This window comes from Microbispora sp. CA-102843 (assembly GCF_050936215.1).
Taxonomy (GTDB): domain Bacteria; phylum Actinomycetota; class Actinomycetes; order Streptosporangiales; family Streptosporangiaceae; genus Microbispora.
The window spans coordinates 8,305,182-8,318,179 of sequence record NZ_JBNJNF010000001.1; the positions used below are offsets into that span (position 1 = coordinate 8,305,182).

Consider the following 12,998-nt stretch of genomic DNA (forward strand, 5'->3'; position numbering starts at 1 on the left):
CCCCTGCTCCCGGTCGCTCTACCTGATCAGGAGACGACGAAGGCGGCCACGACCAGGGCGACCGCGGCGGCGACGGCCGCCAGGGCGGACGGCGACCAGGTGACGCTCGTCTCGCCGGACGAGTTCTCCCGGCGCGACCGGCTCATCTCGGTGAGCTGGTCGGCCACCCAGTCGGCGTGGGTGCGGGCGCCGACGGCCTCGGCCACCGCCCGCTCGGCCCGGTTCGCCGACTTGGCCGCCTTGGCGGCCCGCCCGGCGGCCCTGACCCGTTCGCGGGCCGTCGCCGTGGGCGTCCAGCAGCGCACGGTGGTGTCCCCGGACTCGATCACGATGGCGTTGGTCACGGACACGTCGTCCACGCCGCTCCAGGGGACGTAGGCGTTCCGCAGCACGTTGCGCACGCGGACGCCGCCCTCCTCGACGACCACGGCGGGCCGCAGCGCCATCACGAAGACCAGCGCCGTGATGACGCCGAGCACCGCGCCCGCGATCAGCGCGCTGGGCATGTGGCCGTGGGCCGTCAGGTCCCACACGTTCCAGGCGGCGAACAGCGTCCAGACCCAGCCGAAGAACCAGGCCGCCTTCGACCGGTAGACCGCCGGCTTCATGCGCGCCACTTCATCTGCGCGTAGCCGGGCTTGATCACACCGTTGATCAGCGCGAGCCGTTCGTCGAACGGGATGAAGGCCGACTTCATCGCGTTGACCGTGAACCACTGCAGGTCGTCCCAGTCGTAGCCGAAGGCGTCCACCAGCTTGGCGAACTCCTGCGACACGCTCGTCCCGCTCATCAGCCGGTTGTCGGTGTTGACCGTCACCCGGAAGTACAGGCGGCGCAGCAGGCCGATCGGATGCTCGGCGATCGACGGGGCGGCCCCGGTCTGCAGGTTCGAGGTCGGGCACATCTCCAGCGGGATCCGCTTGTCGCGGACGTACGCCGCCAGCCTGCCGAGCTTGGCCTCGCCGTCGTCCGACACCGTGATGTCGTCGATGATCCGCACGCCGTGGCCGAGCCGGTCGGCGCCGCACCACTGGATGGCCTGCCAGATCGACGGCAGCCCGAAGCCCTCCCCCGCGTGGATCGTGAAGTGGGCGTTCTCCCGCTGGAGGTACTCGAACGCGTCCAGGTGCCGGGTGGGCGGGTAGCCGGCCTCGGCTCCGGCGATGTCGAACCCGACCACGCCGAGGTCCCGGTAGCGTACGGCGAGCTCGGCGATCTCCATCGAGCGGGCCTGGTGGCGCATGGCCGTCAGCAGGGTGCCCACCCGGATCCGCGGCCTGCCGTCCGGCCCGGCCGAGCCGAGCCGGAAGCCTTCGAGCACGGCCTCCACGACCTGGTCGAGCGACAGGCCCTGTGAGGTGTGCTGCTCCGGGGCGTACCGCACCTCGGCGTACATCACGCCGTCGTCCGCCAGGTCCTCGGCGCACTCCGCGGCCACCCTGACCAGCGCCTCGCGGGTCTGCATCACCCCGACGGTGTGCGAGAACGTCTCCAGGTAGCGCTCCAGCGAACCGGAGTCCGCGGCCTCCCTGAACCAGATCGCCAGCTCACCGGGGTCGTACGTCGGCAGCGTGTGGCCGCATTCGCGGGCGAGATCGACGATCGTGCCGGTCCGCAGCCCGCCGTCGAGATGGTCGTGCAGGAGCACCTTGGGCGCCCTGCGAATCTCCTCCAGCGTGGGCAGCCTGGTCATGCACCCTCCTCGCCGCGGTCGTTCTTCCGGCAATCCTAAGCCTGGCGGCCGTCACTCCTCGCGGTTGGCGCTGTCCGGGGAGAACGCGGGCAGGCAGACGGCCACGTACTCCGCGCCGGACGGCCCGGAGCTGTAGCGGATCTTCTCGCCGGGCTCGCTGGCGAACGCCTGGCCCGCCTCGACCACGGTCGTGCCGCCCGCGTGCTCCACGATGACCGACCCCTTGAGCACGAGCGTGTACTCGGCGAACTCCGGGGTCTGCGCGGGCTCCTCCCAGCCGGGCGGGGCCACCATGTGCGCGATGGAGACCTGCTCGTCGCCGCTGTTGACGCGGCCGACGTACTCGTCAATGACCTTGCCGCCCGGCACCGGGATGCGGGTGGGGCCGTCGATCCTCCTGACCATGCGGACCAGTGTGTCAGTTGATCCGGAATCACGTCATATGCCGCACTATCCGCACTACGCTTGAGCGGCCGCAGACGCGGGAGAGGCCGCTGCGCCGGGAGTGATACGTGAACCAGACACGGCACGCGCCTCGTCGCCGTACGGGCGAGGAGCCGCGGTGAGAGATCTGCCGGGCTTCGACGCCTTCGCCGCCGACCAGGCCCAGCCGCTCGCCCGTACGGCCCTGTCGCTGACGGGTGACCCGGAGGCCGCCCGCGCGCTCGTCGTGACCGCGCTCTCGGCCGTGGCGGCCCGATGGCGCACCGTACGCTGGTCGTTTCCCACCTACGCCGCCCGTGAGGCGCTGTACACGGCCTACCTGAAGCGCCCACGAGCCCGCGGAGCCGCACGCGGGCCCGGATCCCTCACTCCCGGCACGGACACGGCGGCTCTCGCGGAGGCGTTGGCCGGGCTGACGCCGCGACGCCGCGCCCTGGTCGTGGCCTGCTTCCACGACCGGCACACCACCTGGCAGGCGGCCGGCCTGTGCCGCATGGACGCGCGGACGGCCAACACCGAGACCGTGCTCGCCGTCGCCGAACTGCGAAATCGCCTCCCCGCCTCGTTCGTGGCGGAGACGCCGCCGGACGAGGCCTCCTCGGGGTCCATCGAGAGTCCCACCGCCTCCGAGGGCTCGACACCTGAGGGGAGGCCGCCGGAGACGGACCCGCGACGTGCGGCGCCGGACGACGAGGACGCGGAAACGGGTGGTGCCAAGCGCGGCGCGACGGCCGACCCCTCGCCGGCCCCCTGGGCCTCACCGTCGGAAGCGGCCGACCTCTCCCCCACCTCGTGGACGTCCCCGTCCCAGGCGTCCGGCCCCTCGCCAGCCTCGTGGGCGTCGCCGTCGGAGGCTGCCGGTCCCGCGCGCACCTCCTGGGCCTCGCCGGGGGAGGCGGCCGGTCCCGCGCGCACCTCCTGGGCCTCGCCGGGGGAGGCGGGCCAGGCCCCCGGACCGGCCGCCGCGCCTGTCTCCTTCGCCACCGCATCGGGCCACACTGCGCCCTACCACGCCACGCCGTTCTTCGCGTCACCGGAGGCCGCGCCTCCCGCTGCGCCGTTCGCCCCGCCCGCCGTTCCCGCTTCTTCCCCGGGGAGCACCGGTCCGGACGACCGGGGCGACGGCCCGTGGGAGGCGGCGCTGCGCCGGGAGCTGGCCGTCCTGTCCGCGGGGATGCCCGCGCTCGACCCCCTCCCGCTCGCCGTCGAGGCCGCGCGGACCGGCCGGCGGCACGGCACACGGCGCCGCGCCCTGGCCACCAGCATGAGCGTCACGCTCGCCGCCCTGGTCGTCGTCCCCCTCGCCTTCGGCGCGGCGGGCCTGGCCGAGCGTGCCGGGCGGAGTGCGGCCGGCGCCTCCCCCGGCGCGCTCGACGAGAGCGCCGCGGCGCCCACACTCCCGCCCTCCCTGCCCGCCCCCGTGCGCTTCGCCTACCGGGGTTTCTGCAAGGCGGACGACTGGGACCCGGTCACCGAGGAGTTCGCGGACAACGGCTGCGACCAGTGGCGGCTGGTGACGACGACGGGCGAGCAGTGGCGCGTGGCGGACGTGGCCCCCGATCTCAGCGACGGCTGGCAGCCCCTTGTCGCGATCAGCAGGGACGGCAACCGCATGGCCTACTACAGTGACGCGTCGTCCGATTTCGTCGTCTTCGACCGGCACGACACCACGGCGAAGAGGACCGGGATGGTCCCGCTCATCGAGGAGGTGTCGCGGGGGACCACCCACCTGGTCATCTCGCCCAGCGGGCGGTGGATGGCCGCCGACTTCGGCCCGGCCGCGGAAGCGGTCTCTCCACGAGTGCAGAACCTCACCAGTTATCGGGTCTCGACGTTGCCGCGGCGGATGCGGGTCCTGGCGGTCGCGGACGACGGCACGGTGACGGGCACGGCCACGTGGGACACCGACGCTCCCGGCCGGCTCACCACGACCGCCCTGCTGCGGGTGCGGCCGAACGGGCGCACGCTGAGCCGTACGCCGATCGACTCCGCGCTGTTCGAGGCCGGCGCCGCCGTCTCCCCGGACGGACACGCCATCGCCGTGGCGGCCGAGCGCGCCCACCCGGCCGAGGACGACCACGGCCTGCTGGTCACCCTCGACGCCGCCACCGGCCGGGTGCTCACCCGCCACGAGGCGGCCCTTCCCGAGGACGCCCACATCGTCGGCGTGCACGGCTGGGCGAGCGAGCACGAGGTGATCGTCGAGGCGGAGGTGCTCGGCGACGACGAGGACGAGGCGGAATACTCGATCCACGCCGTCGACGTGCGCACCGGGGCCGCCCGGCCGATCGCTCTGGACGAGGCGGGCGGCGTGCCCGCCCTCTGGGTTCCCGGTGCGCTGCGCTGACCCGCACGACTGACCCGCACGACTGACCCGCACGCCTGACCCGTACGGCCACGCGGACGGCCGAAAGGGGCGCCCCGGCGAACCGGGACGCCCCCTCCCCCGACGGCGGCGGGGAACCGGCGGACGGGTCAGACCGTCTCCAGCGCCGGCTCCTCCCGTGCCTCGACCGGCTGCCGCCTGAACCGGAGCCCGGTGAGGGCGACGGCCAGGCCGACAAGGGCGAACCCGGCCGAGACCACGATCGCGGCGCGGAAGCGGGCGATCGGGTCGCCGCCGTCCGCCCCCGAGGTCAGGACGGCGGTGACGATCGCCAGCACCACGGCTCCGCCGACCTGGCCGGAGGTGTTCAGCAGACCCGAGGCGAGTCCCTGCTCCTCGTCGCCGACCCCGGCGGTCGCCTGGATGTTCAGCGAGGGGAACGACAGCCCGAACGCGATGCCCAGCAGGACCATGCCCGGCAGCACCATCGTGAGCAGGCTGGGGTGGAGGTCCACCCGCAGGAACACCGCGTACCCCGCGAGCAGCGCCACCGAGCCCACCACGATCAGCGGCGCGGTGCCGAAGCGGTCGGCGAACCCGCCCATCTTGGTCGAACTGATCGCGACCAGCAGCCCGGCCGGCAGGAACGCGATGGCGGTCTCCAAGGCGCTCCAGCCCAGCAGGTTCTGGAAGTACTGCATCGCCACGAACTGGAAGCCGACGTACGAGCCGAACAGGATGACCAGGCCGATGTTGGCCCGGGCGAGCGGCGCGGAGCGCAGAATGCCGAGCCGGACCAGCGGGTGCCGCACCCGGCGCTCCAGCCAGACGAACAGCCCGAACAGTGCGGCGGCCCCGGCGAGCGACAGCACGGTGCGCGCCACGCTCACCTTGGGCGCCTCCACCACGGCGAAGACCAGGAGCAGCATGGCCGCGGTGATGGTCGCGGCGCCGAGGAGGTCGTGGCCGCCCTCGCTGCGCTCCTCGCCCCGCTCCAGCAGCCGCAGCCCGGCCACCAGAGCGATGATCGCGACGGGCACCGGCATGAGGAACGTCCAGCGCCAGCCGATCTCGGTGAGCACGCCGGACAGGACCAGTCCGAGCGAGAACCCGCTCGCGCCGCAGGCGGTGAAGATGCTCAGGGCCCGGTTGCGGGCGGGGCCCTCGGCGAAGGTCGTGGTGATGATGGACAACGCGGCGGGCGCGGTGAACGCGGCGCTGACGCCCTTCACGAAACGGGCCGCGATCAGCAGCGTCCCGTCGCTCATCAGCCCGCCGAGCAGCGAGGCGACCGCGAAGACGACCAGGGCGGTCAGGAAGACCCGGCGGCGGCCGAGCAGGTCGGCGGTCCGCCCCCCGAGCAGCAGCAGACCGCCGTACCCCAGCACGTAGCCGCTCACCACCCACTGCAGTGAGGAGGTGGACATTCCGAGATCGGCCTGGATGGACGGGAGCGCCACCCCGACCATCGACACGTCAAGGGCGTCGAGGAACACGACGGCGCAGAGGACGGTGAGGGCACCCCACAGGCGGGCCCCCCAGCGCTCGTCCTGAGTGGAGGAAGTCATGGCACGGGAACTTACATGCACATGCATTCAATGCACAAGCAATTAATGCGTTCGCATCTAATGTGCGCGCATGGTATCGTCGCGCCGAGAAAGGCGGTCTCGCATGAACGACATCGACACCGGCCTCGTGGTCATGGCCTGGCGCGAACTGCTCGCCCGGCACGCCGAGGTGTCGTGCGCGCTGGAGCGGGAGCTGAGCGACAAGCACGGACTCGGCGTGAGCGAGTTCGAGGTGCTGGAGCGTCTCGTGGAGGGTCAATCCCCCTGCGCGGAGCCGGGGACGGTCAAGTTCCGCGTGCAGGAGCTCTCCGACCAGGTTCATCTGAGCCAGAGCGCGCTGTCGCGCCTCATCGCCCGGCTGGAACGTGAGGGACTGGTCGCCCGCGCGCTGTGCGAGGCGGACCGGCGCGGGGTGTTCGTGCACGTCACCGAGGAGGGCCGGCGGCGGCACGCGGAAGCGACCCCCACCCATCGGGCCGTCCTGTCCGCACACCTGTTCCCGCATCTTGTGAACGCCGGCTACGCGCCGCCCGTCCCGGACGAGGCGCCTCGTCCCGCCTGATCGGGGACGCCGGCCCACGCTCGTGAGCAGGCAGGAAGCGCCCTCTCCGCTGTCTGCGTCCCGTCCAGGCGGGACAACCGCCAGGCAAAAAGGGGACGGCGGGCTCATGCGGACCGGGACTGAGCACGGTCACTGTTTTCGGTAGGCGGCGGATGGTCCGCCGGCCACCGAGGAGTACCGTCGTGAGCTCGTCCCCCACCCCGCGCACGCCATACTGGCCTCAGCAGTGATCGGCCTGGCGATACCGGCCGCGATCGCACCCGCAGGGGTGCTCGTCTCCGCCACGACCGCGTTGCCGGTCACCGGTCTCGACCTGGCCGGCGTCGGCGCCGCCGGGCTCGTGGGCGGGCTGGCCGCCGGGCTGGCCGGCGGTCTCCTCCCCCGCGTGTGGTGTGCGCTCCGGCAGCGGGCGCAGCGGATGCCGTACGGCGGCGCGGGCGATCCCCGGCTCCTCGCCGAAGGGCTCGTCGAGCGGCTGCGTCAGGCTGGGCCGGTCGAGGCGCTGACGTCCGTGGTCGCCGCCCTCCATGACAGCCTGGGCGCCACCGGCGTGGCCGTGGAGGTCACCGACGGGCTGCCCCGCCGTCTGGAGAGCGGCGACGTCGGCGCCGATCCCCGGCGGATCCCGCTCGTCTGGCACGGCGAGCTGGTGGGCAGCCTCCTCATCGGTTCGCGGGGACCGCGCCGGTTCGCTCTCGCAAGCGACCGGGTGCTGGCCGCGCTCGCGCCCTGCGCCGCCGACGCGGCGCACGCGGTCCGGGTGTCCGCCGAGCTGCGGCGCTCGCGGGAGCGCGTCCTCGCCGCGCGGGAGGAGGAACGCCGGCGGCTCCGCCGCGACCTCCACGACGGCCTCGGCCAGACGCTGAGCACCATGGCCATGACGATAAACATGGCCAGGGTCACGCTGAAAGACTCGGCGCAGGCCGCCGACAGCCTGCTCGCCGACCTGCGCACGGGCATGGACGCCGTCGCGGGGGACATCCGCCGGCTCGTGTACGGCCTGCGCCCCCCGGCACTGGACGACCTCGGCCTGGAAGGGGCGATCCGGGCACTCGCCGGGGAGGGGCCGCCCGCGACCCGGGTCACGGTGTCGGGCGACCTGGCCGGTCTGCCGCCCGCCGTGGAGACGACCGTCTACCGCATCGTCCAGGAGGCGCTCACGAACGTCCGCAGGCACGCCCGCGCCGGCGCGGCGGATGTGGAGGTGGAGATGACACGGGCCGGCGCGTTGCGGGTCCGGATCAGCGACGACGGCGCCGGACGTCCCTCGACGGCACGCGCCGGAGTCGGGACGACCTCCATGCGCGAGCGCGCGGCCGAACTCGACGGCACCTGCGCGATCACCTCCCGGCCCGGCGGCGGAACCGTGGTGGAGGCCCTGATCCCGCTCCCGGCCGACGCCCGGCACCACGTCTGACCACGGCCCTACGGAGCCGGGCAGGCGGGGACGACGGCGGCGAGCCAGGCGACGACCTGCGGATCGGCGCGGGTCAGGCGGCTGCCGTCGAACGCCGCCTCGCCCGCCACCTTGAAGGGGCCGAAGGCGACCGTGGCGCCGCTCCTGCCCTGTCGCGATGTTCGTCGTGTCGCCGCTCATGCTCACGCGGCTGCCGGAGGACGACGGGCCGCCGCGCCTGGCGCGTGCCCAGGAACCGGCCGCGTCGCGGCCGCATCGGCCCGCAGACCGGGCGCCAGCGCGAGGGTGACCGCGACGGAGGCCGCCGCCATCGCGCCCATGGCCACCGGCGCCGAGGTGAACTGGGCCACCGCCCCCGCGATCGCGGCTCCGACCCCCTGCATGGTAAGCACGCCGGACGACTGCAGCCCGAGCGCCTGCCCGCTCATCTCCTCCGGAGTGACGGCCATGAGGCGTTCCTGGAGCAGCAGGCCGGCCGAGTATCCGGCCGAGGCGAGCACGACGGCGGCGACCGCGACCGGCAGGGACGGGTGGAGGAGGAAGACCAGGTACGGCACGGCGAGCAGCAGCCGCAGCGGAGCGCTCAGCCGCTCACGCCACCGCTTGGGGACGAACCGCCCCATCAGGGTGTCTCCCGCGAGCATCCCGGCGGCGGCGCAGGCGAACAGCAGCCCGGCGTGCCGGGAGTCGTAGGCGACGTACAGCGACTCGCAGCCGACGATCAGGCCATTCGGCACCCACAGGGCGAGGTACAGGCGGCGGCGCGACCCGGACGACCAGAGCGCACGGTTGATCCGCCAGGTCTCCGCGGGCGACGGCCGTCCCTGCGCGCGGGGCGGGCGGGTGGTGAGCCCCCACCGGGCGACGGCCGCCGCGACAAGATACAGCCCCGCCCCGGCGAGCAGGGTGCCGCGCGGGGACAGCGCGGTCACGAGCACGCCTCCGGCGACGAAGCCGACGATCTGCTGCACGCCGACCGACATGCTGAGCACCGAGCGGCCCAGAAGGTAGCCGTCCCTGGGCAGGATCTCGTTGAGCAGCCCGAACCGGACTCCCCCGCCGAGGGAGGCGGCCAGCCCCATGCCGAGGACGACGGCGAACATCGCCCACAGCGGCAGCCCGGGCACGGCGAGCGCGGCCGTGCCGGCGAAGTGGACCAGCGCCAGCGCCGTCATCGCGGCGCGCGGGGGCAGCCGGTCGGCGGCCGACAGCAGCACCGTCGCCCCGAGCACCTGCGCGAAGGACGCGCCGAACATGCTCAGGGCCGACAGCAGCGGCGACCCCGTCGCCCCGTACACGAGCGTGCCGAGCGCCAGGCCGCTCACGGTCGAGGCCGCCACCTGCGCGGACGCGACGGTGAACAAGGGCGTGAACTCGGGGGTGCGGAACAGTTCCCGATAGGTGCGCATGACGGGAGCCTCGATCACCGCCGCGCTCCGCCGTTATTGTTTCGCGGGGAGGCGAAACATGGGCTGGTGGCTGGTCAACGCCGACACGCTCGCGGGGAGCCGGTTCGTGATCTCCCCGCTGGCCGAGGCCACCGCCTGCCTGTTCACCCTGGAGAGGGCGTCGGCGGCCCATCCGGGAGAGCGGGAGTGGCTCGACACCCACCTGCCCGCCTTCCGGTCCCGCCTGGCCGGCGACCCGATCACGGCGCTGCTGCTGAAGGCCGCGCGGGGACGCAACTGGACCGCCGACTTCCTCACGCCCGCTCCGACCGGCGAGGGCGAGGCCGCCTTCGAGGAGGAGTTGGCCCGCGTCCGCGCGACCCCGCCCGAGACCGCGCACGCCGACATCGAGGTGGCGCTGCGCGGTCCGTTGCCCGAGCCGCTGCGCCGTCCCGACCTGCCCGAGCGCGCGGCCGGCCTGCTGGAGTGGGTGTGGACGCGAACCGCACTGCCCGACTGGCCGCGCCGCCGGCGGATCATGGAGGCCGACGTCGTCGCCCGCGTCGGCCATCTGAGCCAGGGCGGCTGGGCCGCCGCGCTGAACGACATGCGCAAGGGGATGCGCTGGCTCGGCGGCAACCGGCTGCAGATCAACACCTACGACTACCCGCCGAGGCAGATCGGCGGGGGCAGGCTCGTGTTCGTCCCGGTCACCCCGCGCCAGGCCTGGACCGCGTGGACGGCGGGCCGGCACTACGCCCTGGTCTACCCCTGCTCGGGAACGCTGGCCGAGCCGGACCGGGCGCCGGTGCCCGAGGCGCTCGGCACGCTGCTCGGCCCGGCACGGGCGCGGGTGCTCGTGCTGCTCGCCGCGCCGAAGAGCACGACGCACCTCGTGGCGCTGACCGGCCAGGGGCTGGGGTCGGTGGGCCGCCACCTCAAGGTGCTCCTCGACGCCGGTCTCGTACGGCGCCGCCGGGCCGGCCGATCGGTCCTGTACTACCGCACCCCCCTCGGCGACGCCCTCGCCGCGAACGACGCGGATGCTCGTTCGATATAGTGAACGTATGGTTCCGTTGAAGATGCCTTCATGAGCGGGGCGGCGGCGGCGATCGGCGCGCAGATCCGGCTGCGCCGGCAACAGCGCGGGATGAGCGCGGCCGAGCTCGCCCGCCGGGCCGGTCTCGGCAAGGCGACGCTGTCCAGCCTGGAGGCGGGCACCGGCAATCCGACGATCGAGACGCTGGAAGCCGTCGCCCTGGCCCTGCACATCCCCCTGACCGACCTGCTGACCAGGGACACCGACGCCGGTCCCGTCCACCTGCCCTCGACGCCCGCGGCAGCCGACGGTCCGACACGCGAACTGCTGCGCAGGATCGGCAGCGGGCACAGCCTGGAGCTGTGGCGGCTGCGCATGCCCCTGCACACCGACCTCGACGGCATCCCGCACGCGCCCGGCACCGTCGAACACCTGCTGGTCGCCGCGGGCGAGGTCACGGCCGGCCCGGACGACGCCCCGCGCCTTCTCGGGCCGGGCGACCTGCTGGCCTTCGCGGGCGACCGCCCGCACCGCTACCGCACCGGCGACGGCCCCGCGGACGTCACGGTCGTCATCGCATCGCCCGTGGCCGGCTGAGCCCGGCCAGGAAGGACCCGCCCATGTCGTGGTTGCCGCTGCTTCCCCTGCTCGGCGTCTGGATCCTGGTGGTGATGAGCCCGGGCCCCGACTTCCTCATCGTGCTCAGATACTCGGCCGGCGGGTCGCGGCGCAGCGGCGTGCGCGCGGCCGCGGGCGTCGTCACCGGCATCGGCGTGTGGGCGGTCGCCGGTCTGTTCGGCGTCACCGTGCTCGTCCAGCGGTTCGAGTGGCTCTACACGGCCGCCCGCGTCGCCGGCGCCCTGTTCCTCGTCGGGTTCGGGGTGGCGACCATCCGCGCCGCCCGCGGGCGGGCATCCCAGGCCGACGACGACGCGGCGCCGGTCGTCGCCGAGCACCGTCCGGGCAGGCTGCGCGAGTGGCGCGCCGGGCTGCTGACCAACCTCGCCAACCCCAAGGCACTCGTCTTCTTCGGCGCCCTGTTCGCCAGCCTGCTCCCGCACCGTACGGACCTTGTCATGCGGGCGGTCACGCTCGGCGCGATGCTGGCCGTCGCGTTCGCCTGGTTCTCCGCCGTCGCCTTCCTGGCCGGCAGCCCGTGGATCACCAGGGGCTACCGGCGGCTGAGGAAGAGGCTCGACATGCTCACCGGCGGCCTGTTCGTCGGGATGGGCGCGCTGCTGATCCCCCGCTGAGCGGATCCCCCGCCGGCCTCAGGCGGTGAGGCGGTCGATCACCAGCGGGAGCAGGCCGGCGCCGTCCTGGTCGCCGATCTCGTACGCCCCCTCAAGGGCCTGGAGGGCCCGCTCGAACCGGCCGGCCTCGTCGGCGTACAGGGTCATCAGCGGGGCTCCGGCACGGACGGTCTCGCCGGGCTTGGCGTGCAGGACGATGCCCGCGCCGGCCGACACCGGGTCCTCCTTGCGGGCCCGTCCGGCCCCGAGCCTCCAGGCCGCCAGGCCGACCTTGAGCGCGTCGAGCGTGCGCAGCGTGCCCGAGGCGGGGGCGGTGACCACGGCCGACTCGGCGGCCGTCGGCAGCGGCGCGTCCGGGTCGCCGCCCTGGGCGACGATCATGCGCCGCCAGGCGTCCATCGCCGAGCCGTCCTTCAGCGCCTCCTCGGGGTCCCTGGCGCCCGGGACGGCGGCAGCCTCCAGCATCTCCCTGGCCAGCCGTACGGTGAGTTCGACGACGTCGGCGGGGCCGCCCCCGGCGAGCACCTCGAGGGACTCCTCGACCTCCAGCGCGTTGCCCACCTTCAGGCCCAGCGGCCGGTCCATCGCGGTCAGCAGGGCGACCGTGCGCACCCCGGCGTCGGTGCCGAGCTCGACCATCGTCCGCGCCAGCTCCCGGGCGTCGTCCACGTTCTTCATGAACGCGCCCGAGCCGGCCTTCACGTCGAGCACGAGCGACCCCGTGCCCTCGGCGATCTTCTTGGACATGATCGAGGAGGCGATCAGCGGGATCGACTCGACCGTGCCGGTGACGTCGCGCAGCGCGTAGAGCTTCTTGTCGGCGGGCGCGAGGCCCGCGCCCGCCGCGCACACGACCGCCCCGGACGAGCGGATCACGGCGAGCATCTCGTCGTTCGACAGCGACGCCCGCCAGCCGGGGATCGACTCCAGCTTGTCCAGCGTGCCGCCGGTGTGCCCGAGGCCCCGCCCGGACAGCTGCGGCACGTACGCGCCGCAGGCGGCGACCAGCGGGGCCAGCGGCAGGGTGATCTTGTCGCCGACCCCGCCGGTGGAGTGCTTGTCGGCCGTGGGCCGGTCGAGGGCGGACCAGTCCATCCGCTCCCCCGACCTGATCATGGCCTGGGTCCAGTCCGCGATCTCCCTGCGGTTCATGCCGTTGAGCAGGATCGCCATCAGCAGCGCCGACATCTGCTCGTCGGCCACCTCGCCCCGCGTGTACGCGTCGATCACCCAGTCGATCTGGGCGGTCGACAGCTCACCGCGGTCGCGCTTGGCGATGATGACCTCGATCGCGTCGAACCCCACATT

At 73.7% G+C, this 12,998-nt stretch carries 12 protein-coding genes; 6 read left to right on the top strand and 6 right to left on the bottom strand.

The genetic code is table 11. The features are described from left to right. Positions 1-26: 26 nt before the first annotated feature. From ACQEVJ_RS38270 to ACQEVJ_RS38280, 3 genes are read right to left on the bottom strand one after another with little or no spacing between them, the layout of a single operon-like run. The gene (locus ACQEVJ_RS38270) at positions 27-608 is read right to left on the bottom strand and encodes a PH domain-containing protein (RefSeq protein WP_433109580.1); all 582 of its coding nucleotides are present in this window, start codon (positions 606-608) and stop codon (positions 27-29) included. After that, positions 605-1,693 carry an adenosine deaminase gene (locus tag ACQEVJ_RS38275; RefSeq protein ID WP_433109581.1) on the bottom strand — a complete coding sequence of 363 codons (1,089 nt, stop codon included), beginning with the start codon at positions 1,691-1,693 and terminating at the stop codon, positions 605-607. The genes ACQEVJ_RS38270 and ACQEVJ_RS38275 overlap by 4 nt, the downstream gene beginning before the upstream one ends. 51 nt (positions 1,694-1,744) lie before the next feature. Beyond that, positions 1,745-2,098, bottom strand: a complete 354-nt coding sequence (locus tag ACQEVJ_RS38280; protein WP_433109582.1) for a cupin domain-containing protein — start codon at positions 2,096-2,098, stop codon at positions 1,745-1,747. A 157-nt stretch (positions 2,099-2,255) separates the two neighbouring features. Here ACQEVJ_RS38280 and ACQEVJ_RS38285 point away from each other — a divergent pair, with 157 nt between their 5' ends. Further along, positions 2,256-4,484, top strand: a complete 2,229-nt coding sequence (locus ACQEVJ_RS38285; RefSeq protein ID WP_433109583.1) for a hypothetical protein — start codon at positions 2,256-2,258, stop codon at positions 4,482-4,484. A 128-nt stretch (positions 4,485-4,612) separates the two neighbouring features. On the opposite strand, the gene ACQEVJ_RS38290 is transcribed toward ACQEVJ_RS38285, so the two are convergent. Then, positions 4,613-6,031 (bottom strand): MFS transporter, encoded by a 1,419-nt coding sequence (locus ACQEVJ_RS38290; protein ID WP_433109584.1) that lies wholly within the window; start codon positions 6,029-6,031, stop codon positions 4,613-4,615. 103 nt (positions 6,032-6,134) lie between these two features. Here ACQEVJ_RS38290 and ACQEVJ_RS38295 point away from each other — a divergent pair, with 103 nt between their 5' ends. Together ACQEVJ_RS38295 and ACQEVJ_RS38300 are read left to right on the top strand one after the other, a co-directional pair. After that, positions 6,135-6,593: a MarR family winged helix-turn-helix transcriptional regulator gene (locus ACQEVJ_RS38295; protein ID WP_433109585.1), complete on the top strand. Its 459-nt coding sequence runs from the start codon at positions 6,135-6,137 to the stop codon at positions 6,591-6,593. A 226-nt stretch (positions 6,594-6,819) separates the two neighbouring features. Beyond that, positions 6,820-8,010 (top strand): sensor histidine kinase, encoded by a 1,191-nt coding sequence (locus tag ACQEVJ_RS38300; protein ID WP_433109586.1) that lies wholly within the window; start codon positions 6,820-6,822, stop codon positions 8,008-8,010. 182 nt (positions 8,011-8,192) lie between these two features. On the opposite strand, the gene ACQEVJ_RS38305 is transcribed toward ACQEVJ_RS38300, so the two are convergent. After that, entirely contained in the window at positions 8,193-9,437 is a 1,245-nt protein-coding gene (locus ACQEVJ_RS38305) for an MFS transporter (protein ID WP_433109587.1), read from the bottom strand. A 40-nt stretch (positions 9,438-9,477) separates the two neighbouring features. Here ACQEVJ_RS38305 and ACQEVJ_RS38310 point away from each other — a divergent pair, with 40 nt between their 5' ends. From ACQEVJ_RS38310 to ACQEVJ_RS38320, 3 genes are read left to right on the top strand one after another with little or no spacing between them, the layout of a single operon-like run. Continuing rightward, the gene (locus tag ACQEVJ_RS38310; RefSeq protein WP_433109588.1) at positions 9,478-10,458 is read left to right on the top strand and encodes an ArsR/SmtB family transcription factor; all 981 of its coding nucleotides are present in this window, start codon (positions 9,478-9,480) and stop codon (positions 10,456-10,458) included. 30 nt (positions 10,459-10,488) lie between these two features. After that, on the top strand, positions 10,489-11,034 hold the full coding sequence (locus tag ACQEVJ_RS38315; RefSeq protein ID WP_433109589.1) for a helix-turn-helix domain-containing protein: 546 nt from the start codon (positions 10,489-10,491) through the stop codon (positions 11,032-11,034). 23 nt (positions 11,035-11,057) lie between these two features. Beyond that, complete coding sequence (locus ACQEVJ_RS38320) at positions 11,058-11,690, top strand: LysE family translocator (protein WP_433109590.1); 633 nt, start codon at positions 11,058-11,060, stop codon at positions 11,688-11,690. A gap of 18 nt (positions 11,691-11,708) precedes the next feature. Here ACQEVJ_RS38320 and ACQEVJ_RS38325 read toward each other — a convergent pair whose 3' ends face one another. Then, the gene (locus ACQEVJ_RS38325; protein ID WP_433109591.1) at positions 11,709-12,995 is read right to left on the bottom strand and encodes a thymidine phosphorylase; all 1,287 of its coding nucleotides are present in this window, start codon (positions 12,993-12,995) and stop codon (positions 11,709-11,711) included. Between the last annotated feature and the right edge of the window lie 3 nt (positions 12,996-12,998).

What these genes read in the sequence shown, in the direction of transcription:
- ACQEVJ_RS38270 (WP_433109580.1), bottom strand. Translation starts at nt 608, where the DNA reads ATGAAGCCGGCGGTCTACCGGTCGAAGGCGGCCTGGTTCTTCGGCTGG.
- ACQEVJ_RS38275 (WP_433109581.1), bottom strand. Translation starts at nt 1,693, where the DNA reads ATGACCAGGCTGCCCACGCTGGAGGAGATTCGCAGGGCGCCCAAGGTG.
- ACQEVJ_RS38280 (WP_433109582.1), bottom strand. Translation starts at nt 2,098, where the DNA reads ATGGTCAGGAGGATCGACGGCCCCACCCGCATCCCGGTGCCGGGCGGC.
- ACQEVJ_RS38290 (WP_433109584.1), bottom strand. Translation starts at nt 6,031, where the DNA reads ATGACTTCCTCCACTCAGGACGAGCGCTGGGGGGCCCGCCTGTGGGGT.
- ACQEVJ_RS38295 (WP_433109585.1), top strand. Translation starts at nt 6,135, where the DNA reads ATGAACGACATCGACACCGGCCTCGTGGTCATGGCCTGGCGCGAACTG.
- ACQEVJ_RS38310 (WP_433109588.1), top strand. Translation starts at nt 9,478, where the DNA reads ATGGGCTGGTGGCTGGTCAACGCCGACACGCTCGCGGGGAGCCGGTTC.
- ACQEVJ_RS38315 (WP_433109589.1), top strand. Translation starts at nt 10,489, where the DNA reads ATGAGCGGGGCGGCGGCGGCGATCGGCGCGCAGATCCGGCTGCGCCGG.
- ACQEVJ_RS38320 (WP_433109590.1), top strand. Translation starts at nt 11,058, where the DNA reads ATGTCGTGGTTGCCGCTGCTTCCCCTGCTCGGCGTCTGGATCCTGGTG.